Origin of the sequence: Streptomyces sp. NPDC004435, from assembly GCF_042873895.1 — a bacterium.
GTDB lineage: Bacteria > Actinomycetota > Actinomycetes > Streptomycetales > Streptomycetaceae > Streptomyces.
The window spans coordinates 444,230-470,651 of the sequence record NZ_JBIAMB010000002.1 but is presented as its reverse complement, the minus strand read 5'-3'; the positions used below and the strand labels follow the sequence as shown (position 1 = coordinate 470,651).

Below are 26,422 nucleotides of genomic sequence, written 5' to 3'. Positions count from 1 at the left end.
CGTCCACGGTCGCCACCACGCTCGTCACGGTCACGGAAGGACGGACGGTCGTTGTCCCGGCGGAAGCCGCCCGACGGACGGTCGTCGCGGCGGAAGCCACCACGGTCGCCACCACGCTCGTCACGGTCACGGAAGGACGGACGGTCGTTGTCCCGGCGGAAGCCGCCCGACGGACGGTCGTCGCGGCGGAAGCCGCCACGGTCGCCACCGCGGTCGTTGTCCCGGCGGAAGCCGCCGCGGTCGTCACGGTCGCGGTTGAAGCCACCGCGGTCGCGGCGCTCGTAGTTGCCCCGCTCGTCGCGGGCCGGACGCTCCTCGCGGCGCTGCTCCTCGCGGGCGGCGCGCTCGGCCTCGGCCGCGGCGGCGGCGACCTCGGCCTCGGCGGCCTCGGTGACCTCGGCGACGGCCGACTCCGGGTCCTCGCCGCGCTCGCGGGCGGCCTGGGCGACGAGGCGGTCGGCCTCCTCGCGGAGCTCGACGGCACGGCGCTGGAGGCGCTCCAGCTGACGGGTCAGGTCGACGACCTCGCGCTCGGCCTGCTTGGCCGAGTTGTTCGCCGAGTCGGCCTGGACCTCGGTCAGCGAACGGGCGCCGGTGATCTCGGCGACCTCGGGGTCGAAGGCGCCGGCGCCGCCGACGATGTGACGCGAGGCGTCGACGCCCGCGTCCTCCATGAGGCGGAAGATCTGGCGGCGCTGGTGCGGCAGGGCCAGGGAGACCACGACGCCGGAGCGGCCGGCACGGGCGGTGCGGCCCGAGCGGTGCAGGTAGTCCTTGTGGTCGCCGGCCGGGTCCACGTTGAGGACCAGGTCGATGCCGTCGACGTGGATGCCGCGGGCGGCGACGTCGGTGGCGACGAGGACGTTGACGTACCCGTCCTTGAAGTCGGCGAGCGTACGGGTACGGGCGCCCTGGGTCATGCCGCCGTGCAGCGCGTCGGCCTTCACGCCGGACTCGCGCAGCTGCTCGGCCACGCGGTCGGCACCGAGCTGGGTGCGGACGAAGATGATCGTGCGGCCCTTGCGGGCGGCGATCGCGGCGGTGACCGGGGCCTTGTCCTTCGGCTTCACGACGAGGACGTGGTGGGTCATCGTGGTGACGGCGCCGGCGGACGGGTCGACCTCGTGGGTGATCGGGTTCACCAGGTAGCGCTTGACCAGGCTGTCGATCTCGTTCTCCAGCGTGGCGGAGAAGAGGAGGCGCTGGCCGCCGACCGGGACCTGGTCGAGCAGCTCGGTGACCTCGGGCAGGAAACCCAGGTCGGCCATCTGGTCGGCCTCGTCGAGGACGGCGATCTGGACCTGCTCCAGGGAGCAGGCGCCGCGGTTGATGATGTCGCGCAGGCGGCCCGGGGTGGCGACGAGGATGTCGACGCCGCGCTCCAGGGCGTAGATCTGGTTGCCCATCGACGTACCGCCGCAGACGACCTTCATCCGGAGGCCGAGCACGTCGCCGTAGGGCTGGAGGGCGTCCGCGACCTGCATCGCGAGCTCACGGGTCGGGGTGAGGATGATGCCGCGGGGCTTCTTCTTCTCGGTCTCGCCGCCGGCCAGGGTGGCGAGCAGCGGGAGGCCGAAGGAGAGGGTCTTGCCGGAGCCGGTGCGGCCGCGGCCCAGGATGTCCTTGCCGGCCAGGGCGTCCGGGATGGTCGCGGCCTGGATCGGGAAGGGGGTGGTCACGCCGTTCTGCGCGAGCTTGCGGACGACGCCCTCGGGCAGGCCCAGGTCACCGAAGGTGATCTCGGGGGTCGTGTCGGCGTCGTCGGCGTCGATCTCGACGTCGTCGGTCAGATCGGTGGCCTCGACGGTGATGTCGGCGTCGTCAGCCAGCTCGACGATCTCGGTGATCTCGTCGTTCTCGGGCATGACGGCGTGGTCAGAACTGGAAATGGACATGCGAAATGCGAAACCTTCCGGAGTCTCGGCACGCGCCCGTCAACTCCGTGTTTCGCACAAGACCGCCTCTATGCGGTCAGCCACGGCAAGGGAGAGTACGCGCCAGTCGCGGCGCTCTTCGGTCGTGGCGCCGGGCAAATGGGATCAAACGATCTACCACCATACGCACTCTCCCCCACTCAAGGCAAACCGATCCAGGTCACACTCGACTCACACCGGGCTCACCTGCGGCGATGCCACCGGTTCCGTGGCCGCGGCGGCGACCCGCATCCCGCCCAGCTGGGTGGAGGGTCCCTCACTCGGCGGATCCGTCGGATTCGAGGTCGGCTCGGGCGTGGGCTCCGGCGTCGGCTCGGGGGTCGGCTCCGGCGTCGGGGTCGGCTCCGGTGTGGGCTCCGGGGTCGGGGTGTCCCCGCCGCCGCCCGGCGCGCCGCCTGCGCTGCCCCCTGAGTCTCCGCTCCCGCCCGCTCCGCCGGTCCCGCCCGTCCCGCCCGTCGCGCCGCCGTCCCCGCCGCCGCTCCCGCCCGTCCCGCCCGCGTCCCCGCCGCCCGCGCCCCCGGACGCGCCGCCGGAGCCGGAGTGATCGCCGCCCGCGCCGCCACCCGGGGTCTGCGCCTTGGGCGGCACCGGCCGGCCGGGCTCGACGGAGGCGGAGGTCTCCGCGCCCGTGCTGGGCGTGGCGGAGCCGGAGGGCGAACCGCTCGGCACCGGCGCCTTCCCGTCACCGCCCGCCGGAGCCGGGCCGCCGGGCCGGTCGCCCTGCCCGCCGTCGTACGCGCCCCCACCGCCGTCCGGCGCTCCGGAGCCCCCGTCCGGCTGGGCCGACGCGCCCGGCTTCCCCCCGCTCGCACCCGGCGCCGGCTTGGCGCTGTCGTCGCTCACACTCATGCAGCCGCTCAAGGAGGCGCACGCGGCGACCGCGAGAGCGGCGGCGGCGACCCATCGAACGCGGGTGGGGAAAGGGCGCACGGAGGCACCTCCAGGACACAGAAGGCGGGGAAGGAACGCGTCCCCCTGCCCAACTCCCCAGGCGCCGCAAGGGACACGGCGCGACGGCCTCTTGTTCGACCGCGATCTTTCGGCCACCGACCGCGCCACCCCGGCCACCGACCGCGCCACCCCGGCGACCTGCCGGACCTCCCGGCGACCTACCGGACCCTCCCGGCGTCCGGCCACGCCCGCCCGGCCCTCACTCCCGCCCGCGCGGCTCAGCCGTAGCCGAGCGCGTGCAGCCGCTCGTCGTCGATGCCGAAGTGGTGGGCGATCTCGTGGACCACGGTGATCTCGGTCTCGGCCACGACGTCCTCGCGGGACTCGCACATCCGCAGCGTCGGCCCCCGGTAGATCGTGATCCGGTCGGGCAGCACCCCCGCGTACCACTCGCCCCGTTCGGTCAGGGGCGTCCCCTCGTAGAGCCCGAGCAGCTCCGGGTCGTCCGGAGAGGGCTCGTCCTCCACGAACACCGCCACGTTGTCCATCAGTCGCGTCAGCTCCGGCGGAATCCGGTCCAGGGCCTCGGCGACAAGCTCCTCGAACTCCTCGCGCGTCATCTCCAGCACGAGCCCATTCTCCCCTCCCCGGAAACCGTTTTGGCGATACCGCCCGCCATCCCATATGCTTCTCACGTCCCCGACGCGCTGATGAAGCGCCCAGGTGGGGCCGTTAGCCCTCATCGTCTAGTGGCCCAGGACGCCGCCCTTTCAAGGCGGTAGCACGGGTTCGAATCCCGTTGGGGGCACGCACAACCGTGTGCGAGACTGGTTCTCGTACACAAGCAAGGCTCTGTGGAGCAGTTGGTTAGCTCGCCACCCTGTCAAGGTGGAGGTCGCGGGTTCAAGTCCCGTCAGAGTCGCTGAAGCTGGAAACAGCTTCGTGGCTGGGTAGCTCAGTTGGTACGAGCGATCGCCTGAAAAGCGATAGGTCGCCGGTTCGACCCCGGCCCCAGCCACAACGAGAAGGGCCCCGTTCCTGGAACGGGGCCCTTCCTCTATTCCGGCTGCTCCGCCCCGCGCGTACGGCTCCGGCCCCGCAGCACCGCCACCAGGCCGGCCACCGCCACGACCCCGGCCAGCAGCGCCCAGTCCGGCACCGCCCGGCCCCACTCGGCCACCCGCTGCTCCACGGCGAAGGAATCGTCCACCGACAGCAGCCCCGGCAGCGCCGTCGTCCCGTCGAAGACGAGGAACAGCGTGCCCAGGGCCACGAAGAAGAGGCCCGACACCAGCGAGGTCGAATGGACCTCGAACCGCCCGACGCGCAGCGGCCTGCCGCGCAGCAGGCGCCGCCGCCCCAGGTCGTACCGCTCCCACAGCAGCGCCAGCACGAAGAGCGGCACCGCCATCCCGAGCGCGTACACCGCGAGGAGCAGACCGCCGTAGGCCGCGCTGCCGCTCAGCGCGGCCACCGTCAGGACGCTGCCGAGGATCGGGCCCGCGCAGAAGCCGGCCAGGCCGTAGACCAGACCGAGGGCGTAGACCGAGAACGCCGAGGTCGGGCGGATCCGGCCGCTCGCCTCCGAGATCCGGCGGGAGGCGAAGCCCAGGCCCAGGACCTGGAGGACGCCGAGCCCGACGATCAGCCAGCCGCCCACCGCCACCAGCAGGTCCCGGTGGCCGTAGAAGAACCGTCCCGCCAGCGAGCCGGCGGCGCCCAGCGGTACGAGGGTGGTGGCGAGGCCCGCGTAGAGGATCGCGGTCCTCGCCACAAGCTTCGCCCGGCTCTCGATCGAGTACGCGAAGAAGGCCGGCAGCAGCAGGGCGCTGCACGGACTGAGCAGGGCGAGCAGACCGCCGAGGAAGGCCGCGAAGTAGCCGATCCCGGACGTCACCGGCCGGCCTTCGCCGACGTACCGGCCCGGTCCGCCGCCGCCTCGATCGCCTCCGTGAAGGTCTCCAGGGGCTGGGCGCCGGCGATCGGCCGCCCGTTGACCAGGAAGGACGGGGTGGAGGTGGCGCCGAGCGCGTACCCCTGCTCCTGGTCCTTCCGGACCGCCTCGCGGGCCGCCTCGCCCTCGCTGTCCTTCGCGAACCGGGCGAGGTCCGGCACTCCGGCCTCCGCCGCGAGGGCCCGCAGCCGCTCCTCGCCGAAGCCCTTCTCCTTGGCCCCGTCCGCGTACGCCGCCTTGTGGAACTCCCAGAAGCGGCCCTGCTCGCCGGCGGCCCAGGAGGCGCGCGCCACGGCCTCCGACTCCTCGCCGAAGATCGGGAAGTTCCGCCACTCGATGCGCAGGGTGCCGTTCTCGACGTACTTCTTCACCAGGACGGGCTCGGTGTCCCGGGCGAACTTCCCGCAGTAGCCGCACTTGAAGTCGGCGTACTCGATCAGGACGACCGGCGCGTCGGCGCGGCCCAGGGCGAGCCCGTCGGAGGCGTCCCTGCGGGCGTACTTCTCCAGCTCCGGGTGGACCCCGGAGGCCGGGTCGGCGGTGACCTCGGCGACGGCCGAGGAGCCGGAGGCGGACGGGTCGGCCGGCTTGGTCGCGGTGTACGAGGCGAGCGCGGCCAGCGCGGCGGCGACGGCCACACCGGCGACGATCAGCGCGGGACGGGTCTTGGAGGAGGACTGGGGGCTGGACATGAGGTGCACTCTAGACACGAGGCCGGAACACTCCGTGAGCAAGGGGCGCAAGCCGTCACAATCCGGCCGCCGGCACGGGCGTGAGCCGCCGGAGGGGTCACCGAGGACGCTCGTAAATCGGTTCGCCGCTTCTCGGCCGCAGGTGCGATCCTGGATTCCGTATGTCTACTTCCTTCGCCGCCCTCCAGTCCATCCTGGCCGAGGTCTCGCTGCGGGACTCCCACCGGCTCGGCCGCCGTCTCGAAGGCGCCCGCCGCATCCGCAAGCCCGAGGCCCGCGAGGCCGTCCTGGACGAGATCGCCGCAGAGGCGGCCAAGGCCAAGGAGCGCGTCGACGGGCGCGCCGCCCGCGTGCCCGCCGTCTCCTACCCCGAGCAGCTCCCGGTCTCGCAGAAGAAGGACGAGATCCTGGAGGCGATACGCGACCATCAGGTCGTGATCGTCGCCGGTGAGACCGGCTCCGGGAAGACCACCCAGATCCCCAAGATCTGCCTGGAGCTCGGCCGGGGCGTCCGGGGCATGATCGGGCACACCCAGCCCCGCCGGATCGCCGCCCGCACGGTCGCCGAGCGCGTCGCCGAGGAGCTGAGGACCCCGCTGGGCGAGGCCGTCGGCTGGAAGGTCCGCTTCACGGACCAGGTGAACCCCGACGCGACCTTCGTGAAGCTGATGACGGACGGCATCCTGCTCGCCGAGATCCAGACGGACCGCGAGCTGCGCGCCTACGACACGATCATCATCGACGAGGCCCACGAGCGGTCCCTCAACATCGACTTCCTGCTCGGCTACCTGGCCCAGCTGCTCCCCCGGCGCCCCGACCTCAAGGTCGTGATCACCTCCGCGACCATCGACCCGGAGCGCTTCTCCCGCCACTTCGGCGACGCCCCGATCGTCGAGGTCAGCGGCCGTACGTACCCGGTCGAGGTCCGCTACCGCCCGCTCCTCGAAGAGGACAGCGACGAGTCCGACCGGGACCAGATCACCGCGATCTGCGACGCCGTCGACGAGCTCCGGAAGGAGGGTCCCGGCGACGTCCTGGTCTTCCTCTCCGGAGAGCGCGAGATCCGCGACACCGCGGACGCCCTCATCAAGAAGAAGCTCTCCGACACGGAGATCCTGCCGCTCTACGCCCGGCTCTCCCACGCCGAGCAGCACCGGGTCTTCCAGGCCCACTCCGGCCGCAGGATCGTCCTGGCGACCAACGTCGCCGAGACCTCGCTGACCGTCCCCGGCATCAAGTACGTGATCGACCCGGGCACCGCCCGCATCTCGCGCTACTCCCACCGCACCAAGGTCCAGCGCCTGCCCATCGAGGCGGTCTCGCAGGCCAGCGCCAACCAGCGCAAGGGCCGCTGCGGCCGTACCTCGGACGGCATCTGCATCCGGCTGTACTCCGAGGACGACTTCCTGACCCGCCCGGAGTTCACGGACGCCGAGATCCTCCGTACGAACCTGGCCTCCGTCATCCTCCAGATGACCGCGGCCGGCCTCGGCGACATCGAGAAGTTCCCCTTCATCGACCCGCCGGACCACCGCAACATCCGGGACGGCGTCCAGCTCCTCCAGGAGCTCGGCGCGCTGAACCCGGCCGAGAAGGACCCCAAGAAGCGCCTCACCGAGCAGGGCCGCAAGCTCTCCCAGCTGCCCGTCGACCCCCGGCTCGCCCGGATGGTCCTGGAGGCCGACAAGAACGGCTGCGTCCGCGAGGTCATGGTGATCGCGGCCGCGCTCTCCATCCAGGACCCGCGCGAGCGGCCCTCCGAGAAGCAGGCCCAGGCCGACCAGCAGCACGCCCGCTTCAAGGACGAGACCAGCGACTTCCTCGCCTTCCTCAACCTGTGGCGGTACGTGCGCGAGCAGCAGAAGGAGCGCGGCTCGTCGTCCTTCCGCCGGATGTGCAAGCAGGAGTACCTGAACTTCCTGCGCATCCGCGAGTGGCAGGACATCTACAGCCAGCTGCGGACCGTCGCCAAGCAGATGGGCATCCACCTGAACGAGGAGGACGCGCCGGAGCACTCCGTCCACGTCTCCCTCCTCTCCGGTCTCCTCAGCCACATCGGCGTCAAGGACGTGAAGGAGTCCAAGGAGGGCGCCGCGAAGGAGGGTTCCCGCCGCGACGGCGGCCGGGGCGAGTACCTGGGCGCGCGGAACGCCAAGTTCGCGATCTTCCCCGGCTCCGCGCTCTTCAAGAAGCCCCCGCGGATGGTGATGTCCGCCGAGCTGGTGGAGACCTCCCGGCTCTGGGCCCGGGTGAACGCCCGGATCGAGCCCGAGTGGGTCGAGCCGCTCGCCCAGCACCTGGTGAAGAAGACGTACAGCGAGCCGCACTGGGAGAAGGACCAGGCGGCGGTCATGGCGTTCGAGAAGGTGACGCTGTACGGCGTCCCGATCGTCGCCGACCGCAAGGTGAACTACGGGCGGATCGACCCCGAGGTCTCCCGCGAGCTGTTCATCCGCAACGCCCTGGTCGAGGGCGACTGGCGCACCCACCACAAGTTCTTCGCCGACAACCGCAAGCTGCTCACCGAGGTCGAGGAGCTGGAGCACCGCGCCCGGCGCCGGGACATCCTGGTCGACGACGAGACGCTCTTCGACTTCTACGACAAGCGGGTCCCCGAGCACGTCGTGTCCGGCGCCCACTTCGACTCCTGGTGGAAGCACAAGCGCCACGAGGCGCCGGAGTTCCTCGACTTCGAGCGCGAGATGCTCATCAACGAGAAGGCCGGGGCCGTCACCAAGGACGACTACCCGGACTCGTGGCGGCAGGGCGCGCTCAAGTTCCGCGTGACGTACCAGTTCGAGCCGGGCGCGGACGCGGACGGCGTCACCGTCCACGTGCCGCTCCAGGTGCTGAACCAGGTGACCGGCGACGGCTTCGACTGGCAGATCCCGGGTCTGCGGGAAGAGGTCGTCACCGAGCTGATCCGCTCGCTGCCGAAGCCGATCCGCCGCCACTACGTGCCCGCGCCGAACTACGCCGGCCGGTTCCTGGACGCGGTCGTCCCCGTGCAGGAGCCGCTGACGACCGCGCTGGCGCGCGAGCTCCAGCGGATGGTCGGCGTCCCGCTCACGCCCGAGGACTTCGACTGGGCGAAGGTCCCCGAACACCTCAAGATCACCTTCCGGATCGTCGACGAGCGGCGCCGCAAGCTGGCCGAGGACAAGGACCTGGAGACGCTCCGCCTGAAGCTGCGCCCCAAGGCCCGTCAGGCGCTCTCCAAGGCCGCCCAGGCGGCGACGGCGGGCCCGGACGGCTCCGGGCCCTCCCTGGAGCGCTCGGGGCTGAAGGACTGGACGATCGGGACGCTGACGAAGGTCTTCGAGACCAAGCGGGGCGGGCAGCCGGTGAAGGCGTACCCGGCGCTGGTCGACGAGGGCGAGAGCGTGGCCGTACGGCTCTTCGACTCGGAGGCCGAGCAGGCGCAGGCGATGTGGCGCGGCACCCGGAAGCTGATCATGCTGAACATCCCGGTGAACCCGGCGAAGTTCGCCTCGGAGAAGCTGACCAACCAGCAGAAGCTGGCGCTGTCGGCGAACCCGCACGGCTCGATCCAGGCGCTCTTCGACGACTGCGCCACCGCCGCCGCCGACCGGCTGATCGCCGACCACGGCGGTCCGGCGTGGGACGAGGAGTCCTTCCGGAAGCTGTACGACAAGGTCCGCGCCGATCTGGTGGAGCTGACCATCCGCACGGTGGGCCAGGTGCAGCAGGTCCTGGCGGCCTGGCAGGCGTGCGAGCGGCGCCTGAAGGCCACCACGAGCCCCGCGCTGCTGCCGAACCTCCAGGACGTGCGGACGCAGCTCTCCTGGCTCGTGCCGGCCGGTTTCGTGACGCGTACGGGGCTGAAGCGGCTGCCGGACCTGATGCGCTATCTGGTGGCGGTGGACCGACGGCTCCAGCAGATGCCGACCGGGGTCCAGCGGGACACCACCCGGATGGAGAAGGTCCACGAGATGCTCGACGAGTACGCGTGGCTCCTGGAGCAGTTGCCGAAGGGGCGGCCGGTGCCGGCCGAGGTCACCGACATCCGCTGGATGATCGAGGAGCTGCGGGTGAGCTACTTCGCGCACGCGCTGGGCACCGCCCATCCGGTCTCGGACAAGCGGATCGTGAAGGCGATCGACGCGGCCGTGCCGGGCCCCGCTCGGTAGCGGGAGCCCTCGCCGTCGGTGAGTTCGACCAGACCGCTGACCTGCTGTACAGTTCTTCTCGCGGCCAAGGAAGACCGGCCGCAAGGGCTCTGTGGAGCAGTTGGTTAGCTCGCCACCCTGTCAAGGTGGAGGTCGCGGGTTCAAGTCCCGTCAGAGTCGCCTGAGAAGAAGGCCCGCATCATCGCGATGCGGGCCTTCTTCGTGTGCGCCGGACCATGTTCCAGCTCCACTCGAACGGGGGACCTTAGTCCCACGGGCCGGTGACCAACGGCGGCTCGGGAGAGGATCCCGGAGTGACAGGCTGTTCAGTGACAAGCCTTCGGCGGTGTGACGGGAGTCACTGAAAGTCCTTCAGAAACCCCCTCGTTTACGCCACCCCTACAACAGCTCAATTTAATACGTGCAATTGCACTCATGTACGACGGGTGGGAGCGCGCACAAAAAGACGATCGCGCTGGACCCGGCGGAGTCCAGCGCGATCGATGACGGTGGCCTGTTGGGGCAGGAACCGCCGGCAGAGCTGTGGGACGGGCGACCGGATTGGGGGATCCGGACGGGCCCGGTACTACGGGGTGCTGCGGGTGTAGCCGAAGCCTCAGGCCTCGCTGCGCTGCTGCGGAATACCCGCCAGCAGGGCGCGAACCTCGGCCTCGCGGTAACGACGGTGCCCACCCAGGGTGCGGATGGACGTGAGCTTGCCGGCCTTGGCCCAGCGAGTCACCGTCTTCGGGTCCACGCGGAACATCGTGGCGACCTCGGCAGGGGTCAGCAGCGGCTCGGCATCAGGGGTGCGAGCGGTCATGAGCGGCCTCCTCGGGAGAACCGAACCATCTCGGTTCTTTCCTCTAAATTCTGCACCTTGACCCGCCTTGCCCGAAATGGCAGAAGCGGGCCGAGTCGGTTATAGGACGAACGGCTTGTCCTCGGCACTACAACTACACCATCCGTCCAGCCACGTCGGCCAAACCGATGGAATTGCCCTCGCAGGTGTTCATCAGCGGCGGAAGTCGACTGACCATGCCATAACGGACAGTCACGCCACTGTGACGATCAGTCACAGAGCGATCAGGAGTCCTCAGACCCCCCATAGAGTGCAATGCTGAGCGTTCCGCCCAAAGTTGGGCGGAAGGAACCCTCCCCGGACTCCTTGTCCTATTTTGGCACGAGGGTGGGCGATCGATGCAAGGGTGCGTTTAGTGCTGTCCGTCACGCTTGAGCCAAAGGCCCGGTTCAGGACCAACGTCCCGCCGGATCCGGCCAGACCGATCCGGCCAGACACTCTGAAGATCATTTACCCCGGAGGCACGCGTCTTGTCCATGCACACCTGACGAAGATGCCCGACCTATGTCAATTCGCGTGCCGCAGGTCCCTGACGGCCCGCCAGCGCTCCGACAGGCGCGCGTACACCTCGGCCGCCGAGTCGTCGTCCCCCGCCCGCAGCGCCGCCAGCCCCTCCGCCACGTCCGCCGCCGACCGGTCACCGGCCAGCCGCTCCTCCGCCACCGCGTGCACAAGACCGCCGTAGTCCAGCTCCACCAGCGCCCGCGGATGGAACTCCTCCAGCCACCGGCCCACCTCGACCAGGCCCTGCACCAGCACGCCCTCGTCCACCGAGTCCCGCAGCGCCCGCAGCGCCCGCGCCAGGCGCCGACGTGCCTGCGCCATCGTCGTCCGGTAGAGCAGCACCGGCGCCCGGCCCGCGGCCCGGTCCCCCGCCTCGTACCGCCGCTCCTCGTCCCCGAAGAGCGCGAACCAGCGCAGCGGCACCTGCCACACCGCCGTCCTGATCCACGGCCGCGCGTCCGGGTTCCGCTCCAGCCACCGCTCGTGGTCCGCCTCCACCTGGGCCCGCACCACCGGCGGCACCATCGCGTCGAGCACCGGCGCCGGCAATCCGCTCTCGGCGACCAGCTCCCGCAGCGCCAGCCACCCCCGCAGCCGGGTCCGCCACGGGCAGACCACCACCACGCCGTCCAGGTGCGCCACGAACGCCTCGCCGCTCTCGTGCACCGGCACGGGGACCGGCGGCACCGGCACCAGATCCGCCAGCGAGCGCCGCAGCTCCTCCTGGGCGCCCGGGGTGAGCGACCTGCGGGCGTACCGCGCCCAGTGGGTCCGCTCCGGCTCGGGGAACGCGGCCAGCGGCTCGTACACCCGGAGATATGAGGCGTACGGGACGAGCAACGTGGAGTCGACCGACATGCCGCGAATCCTTCCACGCGGGTACTCCGCGAGGGGGTGATCCGGCCCACTCCGGCTCCCTTACGCCCAGGTAGGACTTAATCTCGTGGCGCAATGAGTCCTCCCCCACCCGCACGGGGGGCTCTCCGCCGCATCTTCCTTGGGAGTCACCACAGTGACCACAACAGGCGCTGCTTCCGACGTACTGCACACCCTGTTCCACTCGGAGCAGGGAGGCCACGAGCAGGTCGTCCTCTGCCAGGACCGCGCGACCGGCCTCAAGGCCGTCATCGCCCTCCACAACACCGCCCTCGGCCCCGCCCTCGGCGGCACCCGCTTCTACCCGTACGCCACCGAGGGCGAGGCCGTCGCGGACGCCCTCAACCTGGCGCGCGGGATGTCGTACAAGAACGCCATGGCCGGGCTCGACCACGGCGGCGGCAAGGCCGTGATCATCGGCGATCCCGAGCAGATCAAGACCGAGGAGCTCCTCCTCGCCTACGGCCGCTTCGTCGCCTCCCTCGGCGGTCGCTACGTCACCGCCTGCGACGTCGGCACCTACGTCGCCGACATGGACGTCGTGGCCCGCGCGAACCGGTGGACCACCGGCCGATCCCCCGAGAACGGCGGCGCCGGCGACTCCTCCGTCCTGACCGCCTTCGGCGTCTTCCAGGGCATGCGCGCCTCCGCCCAGCACCAGTGGGGCGACCCCACCCTGCGCGGCCGGAAGGTCGGCGTCGCCGGCGTCGGCAAGGTCGGCCACTACCTCGTCGAGCACCTCCTGGAGGACGGCGCCGAGGTCGTCGTCACCGACGTCCGCGAGGAGTCGGTCCGCCGGATCACCGAGAAGTTCCCCCAGGTGACCGTGGTCGCGGACACCGAGGCGCTGATCCGCGTCGAGGGCCTGGACATCTACGCGCCGTGCGCGCTGGGCGGCGCGCTCAGCGAGGAGACGGTCCCGTTCCTCACGGCGAGCATCGTGTGCGGCGCGGCCAACAACCAGCTCGCGCACCCGGGCATCGAGAAGGACCTCGTGGAGCGCGGCATCCTCTACGCGCCGGACTACGTGGTGAACGCCGGTGGCGTGATCCAGGTCGCCGACGAGCTCCACGGCTTCGACTTCGACCGGTGCAAGGCGAAGGCCACGAAGATCTTCGACACCACCCTGGAGATCTTCGCACGTGCGAAGGCGGACGGCATTCCGCCGGCCGCGGCCGCCGACCGCATCGCCGAGCAGCGGATGGCCGAGGCGCGGCGGGCCCGGGCCTGACGGTTCACGGGGAGTGACGGGCCCGCCGACCGCGAGACATCGCTCACGCCGGTCGGCGGGTCGGGCCTCAAGAAGAGGTTAAAATCGCGATTGACCAGCGAGGAAAGGGCGCCTCGAAGGTTCTGTACCGGGGTATGTGATGCGCGCGGCGTACCGTAGACCCGAGGAAACAGGTACCGTTGAAGCCCTACGGACCGGTCTCTCCACCGAGAGCCCGTTTCGCATCATGAACGCGTGTCAAGACTCTGGGGCCATCGAGCCCCGTCACCGAGGGGGTCGAGCCATGGGGCGCGGCCGGGCAAAGGCCAAGCAGACCAAGGTCGCCCGCCAGCTGAAGTACAGCAGCGGCGGGACTGACCTGTCGCGTCTGGCCAACGAGCTGGGCGCTTCGACTTCGAGCCAGCCGCCGAATGGCGAGCCGTTCGAGGACGACGACGAGGAAGACGACCCGTACGCGCAGTACGCGGATCTCTACAACACGGATGACGAGGACGAGGACGACGAGTCCGGTCCCCAGTCTCCGCGGCGTCGCGCTTGACCTTCTGAACGCCGAAACTCGGTCCGGGTCACCCGGGCCGGGTTTTCGCATGTCCGGACCCGTGGACCGGCAGGACGCGCCGGGACGAGGCAGGCAACGAGGAAGGGGCACCCCGCCGTGGCGGGGTGCCCCTTCCTCGTGCTCCGTGGCCTACCGGGCGTAGTCGCCGACCAGCTCCGCGCCGGAGTCCTTGTCGCCACGCTCGGTGATCTCGCCGGCGACCCAGGCGTCGAGCCCGCGGTCGGCCAGCGTGGCGAGGGCGGCGTCGACCGACTCGGCGGGGACGACGGCCATCATGCCGACGCCCATGTTGAGGGTCTTCTCCAGCTCCAGGCGCTCGACCTGGCCCGCGGTGCCGACGAGGTCGAAGATCGCGCCGGGGGCCCAGGTGGAGCGGTCCACGGTGGCGTGCAGCCCGTCCGGAACGACCCGGGCGAGGTTGGCCGCGAGACCGCCGCCGGTGATGTGGCTGAAGGCGTGCACCTCGGTGGTCCGGGTGAGCGCCAGGCAGTCCAGCGAGTAGATCCGGGTGGGCTCCAGGAGCTCCTCGCCGAGGGTCCGGCCCAGCTCCTCGACCTGCTGGTCGAGACGCATGCCGGCGCGGTCGAAGACCACGTGGCGGACGAGCGAGTACCCGTTGGAGTGAAGCCCGGAGGAGGCCATGGCGATGACCGCGTCCCCCGTACGGATGCGATCGGCGCCGAGCAGGCGGTCGTGCTCCACGACGCCGGTGCCGGCGCCGGCCACGTCGAAGTCGTCCGGGCCGAGGAGGCCCGGGTGCTCCGCCGTCTCGCCGCCGACGAGGGCGCAGCCGGCGAGGACGCAGCCCTCGGCGATGCCCTTGACGATGGCGGCGACCCGCTCCGGGTGGACCTTGCCCACGCAGATGTAGTCGGTCATGAAGAGCGGCTCGGCGCCGCAGACGACGATGTCGTCCATGACCATGGCGACCAGGTCGTGGCCGATGGTGTCGTACACGCCCATCTGGCGGGCGATGTCGACCTTCGTGCCGACGCCGTCGGTGGCCGAGGCGAGCAGCGGACGCTCGTAGCGCTTGAGGGCGGAGGCGTCGAAGAGGCCGGCGAAGCCGCCGAGGCCGCCGAGGACCTCGGGGCGCTGCGTCTTCTTCACCCACTCCTTCATCAGCTCGACGGCGCGGTCGCCCGCCTCGATGTCGACGCCCGCAGAGGCGTAGCTGGCACCGGTGCCCGCGTGCGGAGCACGCTCAGAAGATTCAGCAGGCATGCTGGAGAACTTTCGTGTCGTGTACTGCGGGTGTGCAGCGGGGTCTCACGGACGGCGCAGGGCGTCGGCGGCCGCGGTGGCGGCCGGCCCGGCGGCCAGCTCCGTCTCCAGGAGCTGCTTGCCGAGCAGCTCGGGGTCCGGCAGCTCCATCGGGTACTCGCCGTCGAAGCAGGCCCGGCAGAGGTTCGGCTTGTCGATGGTGGTCGCCTCGATCATCCCGTCGATGGAGATGTACGAGAGCGAGTCCGCGCCCAGCGACTTGCCGATCTCCTCGATCGACATGCCGTTGGCGATCAGCTCCGCGCGGGTGGCGAAGTCGATGCCGAAGAAGCACGGCCACTTCACCGGCGGGGAGGAGATCCGGATGTGGATCTCGGCCGCGCCGGCCTCGCGGAGCATCCGGACCAGGGCGCGCTGGGTGTTGCCGCGGACGATCGAGTCGTCGACGACGACCAGGCGCTTCCCCTTGATGACTTCCTTGAGGGGGTTCAGCTTCAGCCGGATGCCCAGCTGGCGGATGGTCTGCGAGGGCTGGATGAAGGTGCGGCCGACGTAGGCGTTCTTCACCAGGCCCGCGCCGAACGGGATGCCGGACGCCTCCGCGTAGCCGATGGCGGCGGGGGTGCCCGACTCCGGCGTCGCTATGACCAGGTCGGCCTCGACCGGCGCCTCCTTGGCGAGGCGGCGGCCCATCTCCACACGGGAGAGGTAGACGTTCCGGCCGGCGATGTCGGTGTCGGGACGCGCCAGGTACACGTACTCGAAGACACAGCCCTTGGGCTTCGCTTCCGCGAATCGCGAGGTACGGATGCCGTTCTCGTCGATCGCGATCAGCTCGCCCGGCTCGACCTCGCGGACGAAGCTGGCGCCGCAGATGTCGAGGGCGGCGGACTCGGAGGCGACCACCCAGCCGCGCTCCAGCCGGCCGAGGACCAGCGGGCGGATGCCCTGCGGGTCACGGGCGGCGTAGAGCGTGTGCTCGTCCATGAAGACGAGGGAGAAGGCGCCCCGGACCTCGGGGAGGACCTTCGCGGCGGCCTGCTCGATGGTGAGCGGCTTGCCGTCCTCGTCCACCTGGCCGGCGAGGAGCGCCGTGACCAGGTCGGTGTCGTTGGTGGCGGCGACCTGGGTGGCGCGGCCGTCCTTCTTGGGAAGGTCGGCGACCATCTCGGCCAGCTGCGCCGTGTTCACCAGGTTGCCGTTGTGACCGAGCGCCAGGGACCCGTGGGCGGTGGCCCGGAAGGTCGGCTGGGCGTTCTCCCACACGGAGGCTCCGGTGGTCGAGTAGCGGGCGTGACCGACCGCGATGTGACCTTGGAGGGAGCCGAGAGAGGTCTCGTCGAAGACCTGGGACACGAGGCCCATGTCCTTGAAGACGAGGATCTGGGAGCCATTGCTGACCGCGATTCCCGCGGATTCCTGACCCCGATGCTGGAGGGCGTAGAGCCCGAAGTACGTGAGCTTTGCGACCTCTTCACCCGGAGCCCAGACACCGAAGACGCCACACGCGTCCTGGGGGCCTTTCTCGCCGGGGAGCAGGTCGTGATTGAGTCGACCGTCACCACGTGGCACGTCTTCGAGTCTAGGGGACCTCGACCGCTGGTCCGAATGGGAGAGCGGAGCCCGGGGCGGCACTCGTAGGATCACACCAAAAGATCGCCACGGGCTTGGAGGGGCCTACAAGGCAGGCGCCGGAAGGGCTCCCGCCGACCGGCCGTCCTTCGATCACCCGCTCGTACCACCCCGGGACACCCCCCGCGATGTGACGCAGAACGCACACACCGCGGGTTTCACCGGCATTGCGATCACGCGAACTACGCGCGTGGACCCGGGGGTCCGCCGTTGACGTGTCCGGTTCCGCTCGGCGAGGCTCCTGGCTCATGCAGCCCCGCAGTGACCGAGCGGTCACCCTCGTCCGGCGCCGGCACGTGGACCTCGTCCGTGTCGCGAGCGCCGGCTGTCGCCGCGCCCCCTGAACCGGCCGGCCCGTACCGCCCGCCGCGCCCGACCGGCCGGCCCCCTTCCCCGCCGCGCCCGACCGGCCGGCTCCCGCCGCTCGCCCCGCCCGCTGCCTCCTCCCCGCACCCCGCCCCCGCGGCGCCGTCCCCCGCCACCGGGGCGCGGAGGCATGCCCGTACGTCCCTCTGGAGAATCACCATGTCCACGCCCCTGTCCCGCCGGGCCTTCGGCGGTGCCGCCGCCGGTGCCGCCGCGGTGGCCGCCGTCGGCGCCTCCCCCGCCCACGCGGCCCCCTCCTCGGCCACCGCGCCCGCGGAGCGCCCCTTCCGGGCCGCCCGCCCGCGCCGCCACTCCCGGCGGCCGAACATCCTCTTCATCCTGGGCGACGACCTCGGCTGGGCCGACCTCTCCTCGTACGGCTCCCCGGACATCCGCACCCCGCACCTCGACCGCCTCGCCCGCGACGGCGTCCGCTTCACCGACGCGTACTCCGGCTCCGCGACCTGCTCCCCCACCCGCTTCAGCCTCTACACCGGCCGCTACCCGGGCCGTACGAAGGGCGGGCTCGCCGAGCCGATCGCCGACAAGTCCGTCGGCCTGGAGCCCACCCACCCCACGCTCGCCTCGCTGCTCCGCGACTCCGGCTACGCCACCGCCCTCATCGGGAAGTGGCACTGCGGGTACCTCCCGGACTACTCCCCCACCAGGTCCGGCTGGGACGAGTTCTTCGGCAACTTCGGCGGCGCCCTGGAGTACTACTCCAAGCTCGGGCTCGGCGGCGAGTACGACCTCTACGAGGGCGACGCCGAGTACAAGGACCTCCGCTACTACACCCGGATCCTCACCGAGCGCGCGAGCGAGTACGTGAGCCGCGACCACGAGAAGCCGTGGCTGCTCAACCTCAACTTCACCACCCCGCACTGGCCGTGGATCGCCGACGGGGACGAGGAGGCGAGCGCCGAGATCGTCCGCCGCATCAAGGCCGGCGACCGCTCCGCGCTCTGGCACCAGGACGGCGGCTCGATCGAGAAGTACAAGGAGATGGTCGAGGACCTCGACCGCTCGATCGGGCAGGTCCTCAAGGCCCTCCGGCGCTCCGGCCAGGAGCAGGACACCCTGGTCTTCTTCGGCAGCGACAACGGCGGCGAGCGGTTCTCCTACAACTGGCCGCTCGCCGGGAACAAGGGCTCCCTCCAGGAGGGCGGCATCCGCACCCCGTCGATCCTGCGCTGGCCCGCCCGGATCGACGGGGGCCAGGTCAGCGACCTCCCGGTCTTCACCCCCGACTGGACGGCGACCCTGCTGGAGCTGGCCGGCGCCCGCCCCCACCCGGCGCACCCGCTCGACGGCACCAGCCTCGCCGGGCACCTGCTGCGCGGCGCGGAGGTGCCCGAGCGGGACCTCTTCTGGCGGGTCAGGGGCGAGCGGGCGCTGCGCCGCGGCGACTGGAAGTACTACCGCGGCAAGTCCGGCCGCGACCAGCTCTTCGACCTCTCCTCGGACGTCCGGGAGCAGGCGGACCGGGCGCCCTTCGAGCAGGCCAGGCTCGCCGAGCTGCGGAGCGCCTGGGAGCGGATCGACGCGGGGCTGCTGCGTTACTGAGCCGGTTCGGCCCGTGCGGTCAGGCCCTCGCCGGCGTCGTCGGTGAGGGTCAGCGTGCGGTGGTCGACCCGGTAGGAGAGCGGCCCGTCGAGGAGTTCGTACAGCTGGGTCTCCAGGGTCATCCGGGCGCTCTCGCACATCATCCGGGTGGTGGCGGCCGGGCCCTCGACGGTGAGCGTGCGGGCCTTCTCGTCGGTCTTCGCGGTCGCGGAGAAGTCGTTGCAGCCGAGGTTGCCGGTGACCTTGCCGTCGGCACCGACCACCAGCCGCGCCGTGCCCTCCGCGCCCGCCGGGAGGGAGGACGCGGTGTCGCCGGAGACGAGGCCGTCGATCTTCCAGGTGGTGCCGCGGAGCGGGGCGGACGCTTCGGCGGCCAGCTCGACCTTCTTGGTGCCGTCCGCGGAGACGAGGGTGAGGGCGCCGTCCTTCAGGGCGCCCTCCAGGGGGCCGGTGAAGGCGGCGAGGAACGCGGCCTCGAAGCGCTGCCGGTCTTCGGGGCAGCCCATCTCGGTCATCTCGATCGGGGAGACGGTGACCGTGGCGCCTGCCACGGCGACGCCCGCGCCGAAGTGGTTGCAGCCGGTACTGCCCTGGGCGCGCCCGTCCTCGCCGAAGCCGACGCGGGCCCCGTCGGGCGCCGGCGAACGGCTGCCGTCGACGGTGACCGCGCCGACCGTCCAGTGGGTGCCGGTGAGGGGGAGGTCGGGATCTCCGGCGCCTCCGGCGCCCCCTCCCCCTCCTTCTCCGCAGGAGGTGAGCGCGGCGAGCAGGACGACGGCGGCGACGAGGGTGCTGCGCGGCTTCGGCATGCCGGTGGGACGCGGCGGGGCCGCGTCGGGTTCCCCGACTGGTCCGGGCGGGGGAACGGGCGGGTCGGGCCGTCGCCGCCGGCTCAGCCCGTCAGTCGCCGGCTCAGCCCATAACTCGCCCGCTCAGCCCGTCAGCCGCTGGCTCAGCCCATCAGGGGCAGCAGCGCCGCCAGGTCGGCGCGCTCGCCGCTCGCGGCGATCCGGGCCGCGTCGAGCTCGGCCGCCCAGTCGGTACGTCCGGTGGCCAGCCGGATCCACGTCATCGGGTCCGTCTCGACGACGTTCGGCGGGGTGCCGCGGGTGTGCCGGGGGCCCTCCACGCACTGCACCACCGCGTACGGCGGGATCCGGACCTCCACCGCGCCGCCGGGGGCCTTCGCCGCGAGGGCGTCCGCGAGCAGCCGGGTGCAGGCGGCGAGCGCCTGCCGGTCGTAGGGGATCTCCGTACCGGTCGCGGCGGCGAGGTCGTCGGTGTGGACGACGAGTTCGACGGTCCGGGTGACCAGGTAATCGGCGAGCGTCATGGCGCCGTAGCGCGTCGGCAGCAGCCGTTCCCCGTCCGCGCCGGCCGGCGCCTTCGCGAAATCGTCCGCCACGCGCGCGTACAGGCCGGGCAGGTCGGTGGTGTCGAGGCCTCGCACTTCCTCGTCGACCCCCGCCGCACCGGTCGCGGTGGCCAGGGGCCAGTCGAGCAGGGAGAGTTCACGGCGGGCGGGCTCGGGTCCTTCGAGACCGCGGACGACCGCGCCGAGCGCCATCGTGACGTGGGCCGCCAGCTCCCGCACCGTCCACGTGCCGAGCCGGGTGGGCCGGTCGAGCGCCTCCGGCGGAAGGGCGAGCACCGCGTCCCGTACGTGCCCGAACTGGGCGGTGACGGCGGCCCGGATCTTGTCGGGGGCGTAGCTGCGGGGGCGCTTCTTGGCGGGTGGCATGGGCAGAGGCTAACGCCGAGACTTGAGGGAGGGGGCCGACTCCTCACGTAAGGCGGTGGCGGGACCATGACCCATCACGAGCACCCCGACGCGGCCGTGGTGCGCAGGGCGTACGAGGCGTTCACCGCCGGCGACATGGAGACGCTCGCCTCGCTCATGACCAGCGACTGCACGCACCACGCACCCGGCGAGAGCCAGATCTCCGGGCACTACAAGGGCCGGGACAACGTCCTCGGCCTCTACGCCAGGGTCTTCGAGCTGACCGGCGGCACCTTCCGGGTGGAGCTGAAGGGCGTCTACCCGGACGGCAGGGGCCACGCCATGTCCGTGCACACGTGGCACGCCGACAAGGGCGACCGGGGCATCGAGATGGACGGCGGCCTGTTCTTCACGTCCGTCGGCGGCAAGATCTCCGACATCGACGAGTGCGTGGCGGACATCACGGAGACCGACGCCTTCTGGGGTCAGGCCGAGTAGACGACGTCCTCGGAGACCGAGAAGGTCTCACCGTTCCGCGGCACGCCGACACCGCGCCAGGTGAACGGCACGCCGCGCGCGGTGTCCAGGTCCGGGCCGTCCATCAGCTGGAAGTGGACGTGCGGCTCGGTGGAGTTGCCGGAGTTCCCGCAGGCGGCGAGCGGCTGCCCGGCCGTGACCCGGTCCCCGGGGCGCACCCGCAGCGAGCCGCGCCGCAGGTGGGCGTAGGCGGCGTAGGTGCCGTTCCCCAGGTCGAGGACGAGGTGGTTGCCGGTGACCCGGCGGGGTCCGGCCAGTGACCGCGCGGCCGACTCCACGAGCAGGAGGTAGGCGAGGGCCGGCAGCGAGGCCCGGCCGAGGTGGTCGCGCTGCCGGTCCTCGGCGTGCACGACGGTGCCGTCCGCGACCGCGAGCAGCGGGGCGCCGAAGGCGGGGTACGCGTCGGGGCGGCGGGCGAGCGGGGCGAGGGCCGCGAAGGCCGGCCGGGGCCGGTCCGGGTCCTCGGCGACGATGTCGATCGCGTACGCCTGTCCGTAGGCGCGGGTGCCGTGGCTGGGCACGCGGTCGGCGGGGCTGTTGAGCGCCGACCAGACGCCGGTGACCGGCGGGCCGACCTCGACGGGTTCGCGCGGAACGCCGGCCGCGGCGCGGCGGGCGGTGACGGAGAGGCCCGTGCCGAGCGCGGCGGCGGCGAGGAAGGGCAGCCACCCCACGGCGTACGGGTAGGGCGGATCGACCACGACCGAGGCGAGCGCCTGGGCGACGAAGAGCGCCCAGAGCAGGCGGTGGAGCACGGCGCAGTTCTTGCGGATCTTCCGTGAGGACATGAGGGGCTCCGGTCGGTTCAGCGGCGGGCGGCGGCGAGGACGACGAGGAGGGGGACGACCCGTTCGGCGGGGACCTCGTGACGGGCCCGGCCGCCGGGTCGGAGCCAGCCCGCGGCGGTGAGCTGGCGCAGGTGGTGGTAGATCTGGCCCGTCGTGCCGAGGTCGGCGAGCTCGGACAGCTCGGCCACCGTGCGCCGGCCGCCGAGGATCTCCCGCAGCAGCCGGAGCCGTACGGGATGTCCGAGCGCGGCGAGCGCCTCGACCGGGCCTTCGTCGTCCAGGACGTCCTCGGTGAGGGCTCCGGTCTGCCACTCGTACCGCTCCCCGGTGGGCAGGCGTACGGCTCCGGTGAAGAGGACCCCGCCGTCGGCGGCTTCCGCTCCCGCCAGGCGCTCCTTCCAGCCGTCGAGCGCCCAGAAGTCGCCTTCGTACGCCCCGCTCGTCGCGGCGGCGGCGCCGGACTCCAGCGCGGCGACCCGGGCCTCCAGCGCGGCGACGCGCTCCTCGATCTCCATGACATCAGAGATTACGTCATCACGTAATTCCGTACAACAGGGCACGGAAAAACCCCCGCCCGAGCGGAGCGGGGGTTCCTCCTACGGCGTGGTCTCAGGCCAGCAGGCCCGGGATCGTCGCCTCGTGCGCGGTGCGCAGCTCCTCCAGGGAGAGAGCGAACTCGCCCTGGACGTCGACCGCGTCGCCGTCGACGACGCCGATGCGGGTCGCCGGCAGACCACGGGCGCCGCACATGTCGGTGAAGCGGAGCTCCTCGCTGCGGGGGACGGCGACGACCGCGCGGCCCGCCGACTCCGAGAAGAGGAAGGTGAAGGCGTCCAGGCCCTCCGGGACGATCAGGCGTGCGCCGTTCCCGCCGCGCAGGCAGGACTCGACGACCGCCTGCACGAGACCGCCGTCGGACAGGTCGTGCGCCGCGTCGATCATGCCGTCGCGGGAGCCCGAGATCAGGATCTCGCCGAGCAGCTTCTCCCGGTCGAGGTCCACGGCCGGCGGCATGCCGCCGAGGTGCTGGTGGATCACCTCGGACCAGGCCGAACCGCCGAACTCCTCCTTGGTGTCGCCGAGCAGGTAGAGGAGCTGGCCCTCTTCCGCGAAGGCGATCGGGGTGCGGCGGTTCACGTCGTCGATCACACCGAGGACGGCCACGACCGGCGTCGGGTGGATGGCGACCTCACCGGTCTGGTTGTACAGCGAGACGTTGCCGCCGGTGACCGGGGTGCCCAGCTGGAAGCAGCCGTCGGCGAGACCGCGGGTGGCCTCGGCGAACTGCCACATCACGGCCGGGTCCTCGGGCGAACCGAAGTTCAGGCAGTCCGAGATGGCGAGCGGCTTGGCGCCGGAGGCGGCGACGTTGCGGTACGCCTCCGCCAGCGCGAGCTGCGCGCCGGTGTACGGGTCGAGCTTGGCGTACCGGCCGTTGCCGTCGGTCGCCATGGCCACGCCGAGGTTGGTCTCCTCGTCGATGCGGACCATGCCCGCGTCCTCGGGCTGCGCCAGGACCGTGTTGCCCTGCACGAACCGGTCGTACTGGTCCGTGATCCAGGACTTCGACGCCTGGTTGGGGGAGGAGACGAGCCTGAGGACCTGGTCCTTCAGCTCGGCGCCGTCCTGCGGCCGGGGGAGCTTGCCGGCGTCGTCGGCCTGGAGCGCGTCCTGCCACTCCGGGCGGGCGTACGGCCGGTGGTAGGTCGGGCCCTCGTGGGCGACGGAGCGCGGCGGCACGTCGACGATCTGCTCGCCGTGCCAGAAGATCTCCAGGCGCTCGCCCTCGGTGACCTCACCGATGACGACCGCGATGACGTCCCACTTCTCGCAGATCTCCAGGAAGCGGTCGACGTGCTGCGGCTCGACGATCGCGCACATGCGCTCCTGCGACTCGCTCATGAGGATCTCCTCGGGAGAGAGCGTCGCGTCGCGCAGGTGCACCCTGTCGAGGTCCACGCGCATGCCGCCGGAGCCGGCCGAGGCCAGCTCGGAGGTGGCGCAGGAGAGCCCGGCGCCGCCGAGGTCCTGGATGCCCGCGACGAGCTTCTCCTGGAAGATCTCCAGGGTGCACTCGATGAGGAGCTTCTCCTGGAACGGGTCGCCGACCTGGACGGCCGGGCGCTTGGTCGGCTTGGTGTCGTCGAAGGTCTCGGACGCGAGGACCGAGACGCCGCCGATGCCGTCGCCGCCCGTGCGGGCGCCGTACAGGATGACCTTGTTGCCGGGGCCGGACGCCTTGGCGAGGTGGATGTCCTCGTGCTTCATGACGCCGATGCAGCCGGCGTTGACCAGGGGGTTGCCCTGGTAGCAGGAGTCGAAGACGACCTCGCCGCCGATGTTCGGCAGGCCCAGGCAGTTGCCGTAGCCGCCGATGCCGGCGACGACACCGGGCAGCACGCGCTTGGTGTCGGGGTGGTCGGCCGCGCCGAAGCGGAGCGGGTCGACGACCGCGACCGGGCGGGCGCCCATGGCGAGGATGTCGCGGACGATGCCGCCCACGCCGGTGGCCGCGCCCTGGTAGGGCTCGATGTACGAGGGGTGGTTATGCGACTCGACCTTGAAGGTGACCGCGTACCCCTGGCCGACGTCGACGACGCCCGCGTTCTCGCCGATGCCGACGAGCATGGCGTCGTTGGCGGGGGTCTTCTCGCCGAACTGCTTCAGGTGGACCTTGCTGCTCTTGTAGGAGCAGTGCTCGGACCACATGACCGAGTACATGGCGAGCTCGGCGCCGGTGGGACGGCGGCCGAGGATCTCGCGGATGCGCGCGTACTCGTCCTCCTTGAGGCCGAGCTCCTTCCAGGGCTGCTCGCTGTCCGGCGTCTCGCTCGCGTGCTTGACGGTGTCGAGGCTCATCAGGCGTTGACCAGCTTCTTGAGGATCGAGGTGAAGAATCCGAGACCGTCCGTCTTGCCGGTGCCGATCAGCGGTTCGACGGCGTGCTCGGGGTGCGGCATGAGGCCGACCACGTTGCCCGCGGCGTTGGTGATGCCCGCGATGTCGCGGAGCGAGCCGTTGGGGTTCATGTCCAGGTAGCGGAAGGCCACCCGCCCCTCGGCCTCCAGCTCGTCGAGCACGCGCTCGTCGGCGACGTACCGGCCGTCCATGTTCTTGAGCGGGACCTCGATCTCCTGGCCCGCGGAGTAGTCCGAGGTCCAGGCGGTCTCCGCGTTCTCCACCCGCAGCTTCTGGTCGCGGCAGATGAAGTGGAGGTGGTTGTTGCGCAGCATCGCGCCCGGCAGCAGGTGGGCCTCGGTGAGGATCTGGAAGCCGTTGCAGATGCCGAGGACCGGCATGCCGGCCTTCGCCTGCTCGATGATGGTCTCCATCACCGGCGAGAAGCGGGAGATGGCGCCCGCCCGCAGGTAGTCGCCGTAGGAGAAACCTCCGGCGAGGACCACGGCGTCGACCTGCTTGAGGTCCTTGTCGCGGTGCCACAGCGAGACCGGCTCGGCGCCCGCGAGGCGGGCGGCGCGCAGCGCGTCCTGGTCGTCGAGCGTGCCGGGGAAGGTGACGACGCCGATGCGAGCGGTCACGACTCGACCTTCACGACGAAGTCTTCGATCACGGTGTTGGCGAGGAAGGTTTCGGCCATCTCATGGATGCGGGCGAGGGCGGCGTCGTCGACCGGTCCCTCCACCTCCAGCTCGAAGCGCTTCCCCTGACGGACGTCGGCGATTCCGGCGAACCCGAGGCGGGGCAGTGCACGCTGCACCGCCTGTCCCTGCGGGTCGAGGATCTCCGGCTTGAGCATGACGTCGACTACGACGCGTGCCACTGGCACTCCCGGTGGTGTGTTGCGTGGGCGGTTCCCTCAGCGTACCTGCCTCCAAATTCTACGCGGGTAGAGATCTGAAGGATCCTACAAATGCCCAGGCCGGAAGCCGCCCCCACCGGTGATCCACTCCAAACCCTCCACACCCCGCCGCACATGAAATGCGCGTGAAATATTGCGGCCTCCATTGCCCCGGGACACGCTGAGACAATTGACAGGGCTTCACAATGCGACGCCCATCGCTGTACAAAGGAATCCAGTAGAAAACAGCATTGTCCCTGGGCAGCCGGCGGCCTGGTGTCACCGCACGTCAGAGGCGCACCCATAGCCCTGGACAGGTGGCGGGCCACAGGAAAGGACCGATATCCGTGGCGCAGCGAGTGGTGGTCACCCTCTCCGACGACATCGACGGCGGAGAAGCGGCGGAAACGGTCGCGTTCGGTCTCGACGGGAAGATGTACGAGATCGACCTGAATGCTGCCAATGCAAAGAAACTCCGCAAGGCCCTCGCGCCCTACCTCGCGGCCGGGCGGAAGCAGACGGGCAAGGCGGCGGCCGGCGCGACCGGAACCACCGCCGCGTTCAAGCACACCGCCCTCGCCCCCGATCCGGCGGCGGTCCGCGCCTGGGCCCAGTCCAACAAGATGGACGTGCCGGCCCGGGGCCGCATCCCCAAGCGGGTCTACGAGGCCTTCCGCGAGGCGAGCTGACGGCCTCCGGCGGCGGGCGGCGCGGCGGCGCCGGGGGGCGGATTTGCATTCCACCCCCCATGATCCGCTAGAGTCTGGAACACGCCGAGGGGCGAGGCCGCAAAGCCGAACCTCACGCAGCGTGCGGGTGTAGTTCAGTAGTAGAACGTCCCCCTTCCAGGGGGAAGGCGCAGTGTGCGATCCCTGTCACCCGCTCTGCATCACGGTTACCGACCACTCCGGTGGATCAGGTACAGTGGTGCTCGCACCGCCCAGTGAGAGCTGGTCGGGGGCAATGCGGACGTGGCTCAGTTGGTAGAGCATCACCTTGCCAAGGTGAGGGTCGCGAGTTCGAATCTCGTCGTCCGCTCAGGGTTGAAGGCCCCGGTTCATCGAACCGGGGCCTTCGTCGTTTCCGACCTTCTCCCCTGCCGCCCATGACATTTGTCAGTCGGAGCTGCTGACAGCAGGCACTGCCCTTTCCCCTCCACG

23 protein-coding genes and 6 tRNA genes are annotated in these 26,422 nt (G+C 71.1%); 13 read left to right on the top strand and 16 right to left on the bottom strand.

Annotated elements, in window-relative coordinates:
* From ACFYT9_RS05395 to ACFYT9_RS05385, 3 genes are all read right to left on the bottom strand, one after another.
* Positions 1-1,895, bottom strand: a 1,895-nt coding sequence (locus ACFYT9_RS05395; RefSeq protein ID WP_389161107.1) for a DEAD/DEAH box helicase, incomplete at its 3' end; no start/stop codon positions are given.
* Positions 1,896-2,105: 210 nt separating this feature from the next.
* Positions 2,106-2,783 carry a hypothetical protein gene (locus ACFYT9_RS05390; protein WP_389161049.1) on the bottom strand — a complete coding sequence of 226 codons (678 nt, stop codon included), beginning with the start codon at positions 2,781-2,783 and terminating at the stop codon, positions 2,106-2,108.
* A 320-nt stretch (positions 2,784-3,103) separates the two neighbouring features.
* On the bottom strand, positions 3,104-3,454 hold the full coding sequence (locus ACFYT9_RS05385; protein WP_030496497.1) for a metallopeptidase family protein: 351 nt from the start codon (positions 3,452-3,454) through the stop codon (positions 3,104-3,106).
* A gap of 106 nt (positions 3,455-3,560) precedes the next feature.
* On the opposite strand from ACFYT9_RS05385, the gene ACFYT9_RS05380 reads away from it, so the two are divergent.
* From ACFYT9_RS05380 to ACFYT9_RS05370, 3 genes are all read left to right on the top strand, one after another.
* Positions 3,561-3,633 (top strand) — tRNA-Glu (locus tag ACFYT9_RS05380).
* Between the two features lie 40 nt (positions 3,634-3,673).
* A tRNA-Asp gene (locus tag ACFYT9_RS05375) sits at positions 3,674-3,747 on the top strand.
* A gap of 22 nt (positions 3,748-3,769) precedes the next feature.
* Positions 3,770-3,843: transfer RNA gene (locus ACFYT9_RS05370), tRNA-Phe, on the top strand.
* A gap of 39 nt (positions 3,844-3,882) precedes the next feature.
* On the opposite strand, the gene ACFYT9_RS05365 is transcribed toward ACFYT9_RS05370, so the two are convergent.
* Together ACFYT9_RS05365 and ACFYT9_RS05360 are read right to left on the bottom strand one after the other, a co-directional pair.
* A complete protein-coding gene (locus ACFYT9_RS05365; protein ID WP_389161047.1) occupies positions 3,883-4,722 on the bottom strand; it encodes a cytochrome c biogenesis CcdA family protein in 840 nt (279 codons plus the stop codon).
* The gene (locus ACFYT9_RS05360) at positions 4,719-5,471 is read right to left on the bottom strand and encodes a DsbA family protein (protein WP_389161046.1); all 753 of its coding nucleotides are present in this window, start codon (positions 5,469-5,471) and stop codon (positions 4,719-4,721) included. Before ACFYT9_RS05360 ends, ACFYT9_RS05365 begins: the two co-directional genes overlap by 4 nt.
* Positions 5,472-5,632: 161 nt before the next feature.
* On the opposite strand from ACFYT9_RS05360, the gene hrpA reads away from it, so the two are divergent.
* Both hrpA and ACFYT9_RS05350 read left to right on the top strand, forming a co-directional pair.
* The gene (hrpA, locus tag ACFYT9_RS05355) at positions 5,633-9,622 is read left to right on the top strand and encodes an ATP-dependent RNA helicase HrpA (protein ID WP_389161044.1); all 3,990 of its coding nucleotides are present in this window, start codon (positions 5,633-5,635) and stop codon (positions 9,620-9,622) included.
* Between the two features lie 85 nt (positions 9,623-9,707).
* Positions 9,708-9,781 (top strand) — tRNA-Asp (locus tag ACFYT9_RS05350).
* 436 nt (positions 9,782-10,217) lie between these two features.
* Here the strand turns inward: ACFYT9_RS05350 and bldC are convergent.
* Together bldC and ACFYT9_RS05340 are read right to left on the bottom strand one after the other, a co-directional pair.
* On the bottom strand, positions 10,218-10,424 hold the full coding sequence (bldC, locus tag ACFYT9_RS05345) for a developmental transcriptional regulator BldC (protein ID WP_003949541.1): 207 nt from the start codon (positions 10,422-10,424) through the stop codon (positions 10,218-10,220).
* A gap of 546 nt (positions 10,425-10,970) precedes the next feature.
* The gene (locus ACFYT9_RS05340; protein WP_389161042.1) at positions 10,971-11,825 is read right to left on the bottom strand and encodes a hypothetical protein; all 855 of its coding nucleotides are present in this window, start codon (positions 11,823-11,825) and stop codon (positions 10,971-10,973) included.
* A gap of 139 nt (positions 11,826-11,964) precedes the next feature.
* On the opposite strand from ACFYT9_RS05340, the gene ACFYT9_RS05335 reads away from it, so the two are divergent.
* Both ACFYT9_RS05335 and ACFYT9_RS05330 read left to right on the top strand, forming a co-directional pair.
* Positions 11,965-13,074 (top strand): Leu/Phe/Val dehydrogenase, encoded by a 1,110-nt coding sequence (locus ACFYT9_RS05335; RefSeq protein WP_387275268.1) that lies wholly within the window; start codon positions 11,965-11,967, stop codon positions 13,072-13,074.
* A gap of 283 nt (positions 13,075-13,357) precedes the next feature.
* Complete coding sequence (locus ACFYT9_RS05330; protein ID WP_387275270.1) at positions 13,358-13,612, top strand: DUF3073 domain-containing protein; 255 nt, start codon at positions 13,358-13,360, stop codon at positions 13,610-13,612.
* A 150-nt stretch (positions 13,613-13,762) separates the two neighbouring features.
* Here the strand turns inward: ACFYT9_RS05330 and purM are convergent, their stop codons facing one another.
* The gene (gene purM, locus ACFYT9_RS05325) at positions 13,763-14,857 is read right to left on the bottom strand and encodes a phosphoribosylformylglycinamidine cyclo-ligase (protein ID WP_389161040.1); all 1,095 of its coding nucleotides are present in this window, start codon (positions 14,855-14,857) and stop codon (positions 13,763-13,765) included.
* Between the two features lie 45 nt (positions 14,858-14,902).
* Positions 14,903-16,429 carry an amidophosphoribosyltransferase gene (purF, locus tag ACFYT9_RS05320; protein WP_351106068.1) on the bottom strand — a complete coding sequence of 509 codons (1,527 nt, stop codon included), beginning with the start codon at positions 16,427-16,429 and terminating at the stop codon, positions 14,903-14,905.
* A 308-nt stretch (positions 16,430-16,737) separates the two neighbouring features.
* Here purF and ACFYT9_RS05315 point away from each other — a divergent pair, with 308 nt between their 5' ends.
* Positions 16,738-16,833 carry a putative leader peptide gene (locus ACFYT9_RS05315; protein ID WP_387275273.1) on the top strand — a complete coding sequence of 32 codons (96 nt, stop codon included), beginning with the start codon at positions 16,738-16,740 and terminating at the stop codon, positions 16,831-16,833.
* Between the two features lie 181 nt (positions 16,834-17,014).
* On the top strand, positions 17,015-18,418 hold the full coding sequence (locus ACFYT9_RS05310) for a sulfatase (protein ID WP_389161038.1): 1,404 nt from the start codon (positions 17,015-17,017) through the stop codon (positions 18,416-18,418).
* Here ACFYT9_RS05310 and ACFYT9_RS05305 read toward each other — a convergent pair.
* Positions 18,412-19,227 carry an META domain-containing protein gene (locus ACFYT9_RS05305; protein ID WP_389161036.1) on the bottom strand — a complete coding sequence of 272 codons (816 nt, stop codon included), beginning with the start codon at positions 19,225-19,227 and terminating at the stop codon, positions 18,412-18,414. The two genes, ACFYT9_RS05310 and ACFYT9_RS05305, sit on opposite strands and share 7 nt — an antisense overlap.
* A 143-nt stretch (positions 19,228-19,370) precedes the next feature.
* Positions 19,371-20,159: a sterol carrier family protein gene (locus ACFYT9_RS05300; RefSeq protein ID WP_389161034.1), complete on the bottom strand. Its 789-nt coding sequence runs from the start codon at positions 20,157-20,159 to the stop codon at positions 19,371-19,373.
* Between the two features lie 66 nt (positions 20,160-20,225).
* Here ACFYT9_RS05300 and ACFYT9_RS05295 point away from each other — a divergent pair, with 66 nt between their 5' ends.
* The gene (locus tag ACFYT9_RS05295) at positions 20,226-20,636 is read left to right on the top strand and encodes a nuclear transport factor 2 family protein (RefSeq protein WP_387275281.1); all 411 of its coding nucleotides are present in this window, start codon (positions 20,226-20,228) and stop codon (positions 20,634-20,636) included.
* On the opposite strand, the gene ACFYT9_RS05290 is transcribed toward ACFYT9_RS05295, so the two are convergent.
* From ACFYT9_RS05290 to purS, 5 genes are all read right to left on the bottom strand, one after another.
* The gene (locus ACFYT9_RS05290; protein ID WP_389161032.1) at positions 20,624-21,463 is read right to left on the bottom strand and encodes a M23 family metallopeptidase; all 840 of its coding nucleotides are present in this window, start codon (positions 21,461-21,463) and stop codon (positions 20,624-20,626) included. The genes ACFYT9_RS05295 and ACFYT9_RS05290 overlap by 13 nt on opposite strands.
* Positions 21,464-21,480: 17 nt before the next feature.
* Positions 21,481-21,978, bottom strand: coding sequence for an ArsR/SmtB family transcription factor (locus ACFYT9_RS05285; RefSeq protein ID WP_376599409.1), 498 nt, complete (start codon positions 21,976-21,978; stop codon positions 21,481-21,483).
* A 94-nt stretch (positions 21,979-22,072) separates the two neighbouring features.
* The gene (gene purL, locus ACFYT9_RS05280) at positions 22,073-24,322 is read right to left on the bottom strand and encodes a phosphoribosylformylglycinamidine synthase subunit PurL (RefSeq protein WP_376599410.1); all 2,250 of its coding nucleotides are present in this window, start codon (positions 24,320-24,322) and stop codon (positions 22,073-22,075) included.
* The gene (purQ, locus tag ACFYT9_RS05275) at positions 24,322-25,002 is read right to left on the bottom strand and encodes a phosphoribosylformylglycinamidine synthase subunit PurQ (RefSeq protein WP_387275286.1); all 681 of its coding nucleotides are present in this window, start codon (positions 25,000-25,002) and stop codon (positions 24,322-24,324) included. Before purQ ends, purL begins: the two co-directional genes overlap by 1 nt.
* Positions 24,999-25,244 (bottom strand): phosphoribosylformylglycinamidine synthase subunit PurS, encoded by a 246-nt coding sequence (purS, locus tag ACFYT9_RS05270; protein ID WP_015035032.1) that lies wholly within the window; start codon positions 25,242-25,244, stop codon positions 24,999-25,001. The genes purQ and purS overlap by 4 nt, the downstream gene beginning before the upstream one ends.
* Before the next feature lie 365 nt (positions 25,245-25,609).
* On the opposite strand from purS, the gene ACFYT9_RS05265 reads away from it, so the two are divergent.
* The 3 genes from ACFYT9_RS05265 to ACFYT9_RS05255 all read left to right on the top strand — a co-directional run bounded on the left by ACFYT9_RS05265 (position 25,610) and on the right by ACFYT9_RS05255 (position 26,300).
* Positions 25,610-25,951, top strand: coding sequence for an Lsr2 family protein (locus ACFYT9_RS05265; protein WP_387275290.1), 342 nt, complete (start codon positions 25,610-25,612; stop codon positions 25,949-25,951).
* A gap of 123 nt (positions 25,952-26,074) precedes the next feature.
* Positions 26,075-26,146 (top strand) — tRNA-Gly (locus tag ACFYT9_RS05260).
* Positions 26,147-26,227: 81 nt separating this feature from the next.
* Positions 26,228-26,300: transfer RNA gene (locus ACFYT9_RS05255), tRNA-Gly, on the top strand.
* Positions 26,301-26,422 lie beyond the last annotated feature (122 nt).

What these genes read in the sequence shown, in the direction of transcription:
- ACFYT9_RS05390 (WP_389161049.1), bottom strand. Translation starts at nt 2,783, where the DNA reads ATGAGTGTGAGCGACGACAGCGCCAAGCCGGCGCCGGGTGCGAGCGGG.
- ACFYT9_RS05360 (WP_389161046.1), bottom strand. Translation starts at nt 5,471, where the DNA reads ATGTCCAGCCCCCAGTCCTCCTCCAAGACCCGTCCCGCGCTGATCGTC.
- hrpA (WP_389161044.1), top strand. Translation starts at nt 5,633, where the DNA reads ATGTCTACTTCCTTCGCCGCCCTCCAGTCCATCCTGGCCGAGGTCTCG.
- bldC (WP_003949541.1), bottom strand. Translation starts at nt 10,424, where the DNA reads ATGACCGCTCGCACCCCTGATGCCGAGCCGCTGCTGACCCCTGCCGAG.
- ACFYT9_RS05340 (WP_389161042.1), bottom strand. Translation starts at nt 11,825, where the DNA reads ATGTCGGTCGACTCCACGTTGCTCGTCCCGTACGCCTCATATCTCCGG.
- ACFYT9_RS05330 (WP_387275270.1), top strand. Translation starts at nt 13,358, where the DNA reads ATGGGGCGCGGCCGGGCAAAGGCCAAGCAGACCAAGGTCGCCCGCCAG.
- purM (WP_389161040.1), bottom strand. Translation starts at nt 14,857, where the DNA reads ATGCCTGCTGAATCTTCTGAGCGTGCTCCGCACGCGGGCACCGGTGCC.
- ACFYT9_RS05315 (WP_387275273.1), top strand. Translation starts at nt 16,738, where the DNA reads ATGCAGCCCCGCAGTGACCGAGCGGTCACCCTCGTCCGGCGCCGGCAC.
- ACFYT9_RS05310 (WP_389161038.1), top strand. Translation starts at nt 17,015, where the DNA reads ATGTCCACGCCCCTGTCCCGCCGGGCCTTCGGCGGTGCCGCCGCCGGT.
- ACFYT9_RS05305 (WP_389161036.1), bottom strand. Translation starts at nt 19,227, where the DNA reads ATGCCGAAGCCGCGCAGCACCCTCGTCGCCGCCGTCGTCCTGCTCGCC.
- ACFYT9_RS05300 (WP_389161034.1), bottom strand. Translation starts at nt 20,159, where the DNA reads ATGCCACCCGCCAAGAAGCGCCCCCGCAGCTACGCCCCCGACAAGATC.
- ACFYT9_RS05295 (WP_387275281.1), top strand. Translation starts at nt 20,226, where the DNA reads ATGACCCATCACGAGCACCCCGACGCGGCCGTGGTGCGCAGGGCGTAC.
- ACFYT9_RS05290 (WP_389161032.1), bottom strand. Translation starts at nt 21,463, where the DNA reads ATGTCCTCACGGAAGATCCGCAAGAACTGCGCCGTGCTCCACCGCCTG.
- ACFYT9_RS05285 (WP_376599409.1), bottom strand. Translation starts at nt 21,978, where the DNA reads ATGGAGATCGAGGAGCGCGTCGCCGCGCTGGAGGCCCGGGTCGCCGCG.
- purL (WP_376599410.1), bottom strand. Translation starts at nt 24,322, where the DNA reads ATGAGCCTCGACACCGTCAAGCACGCGAGCGAGACGCCGGACAGCGAG.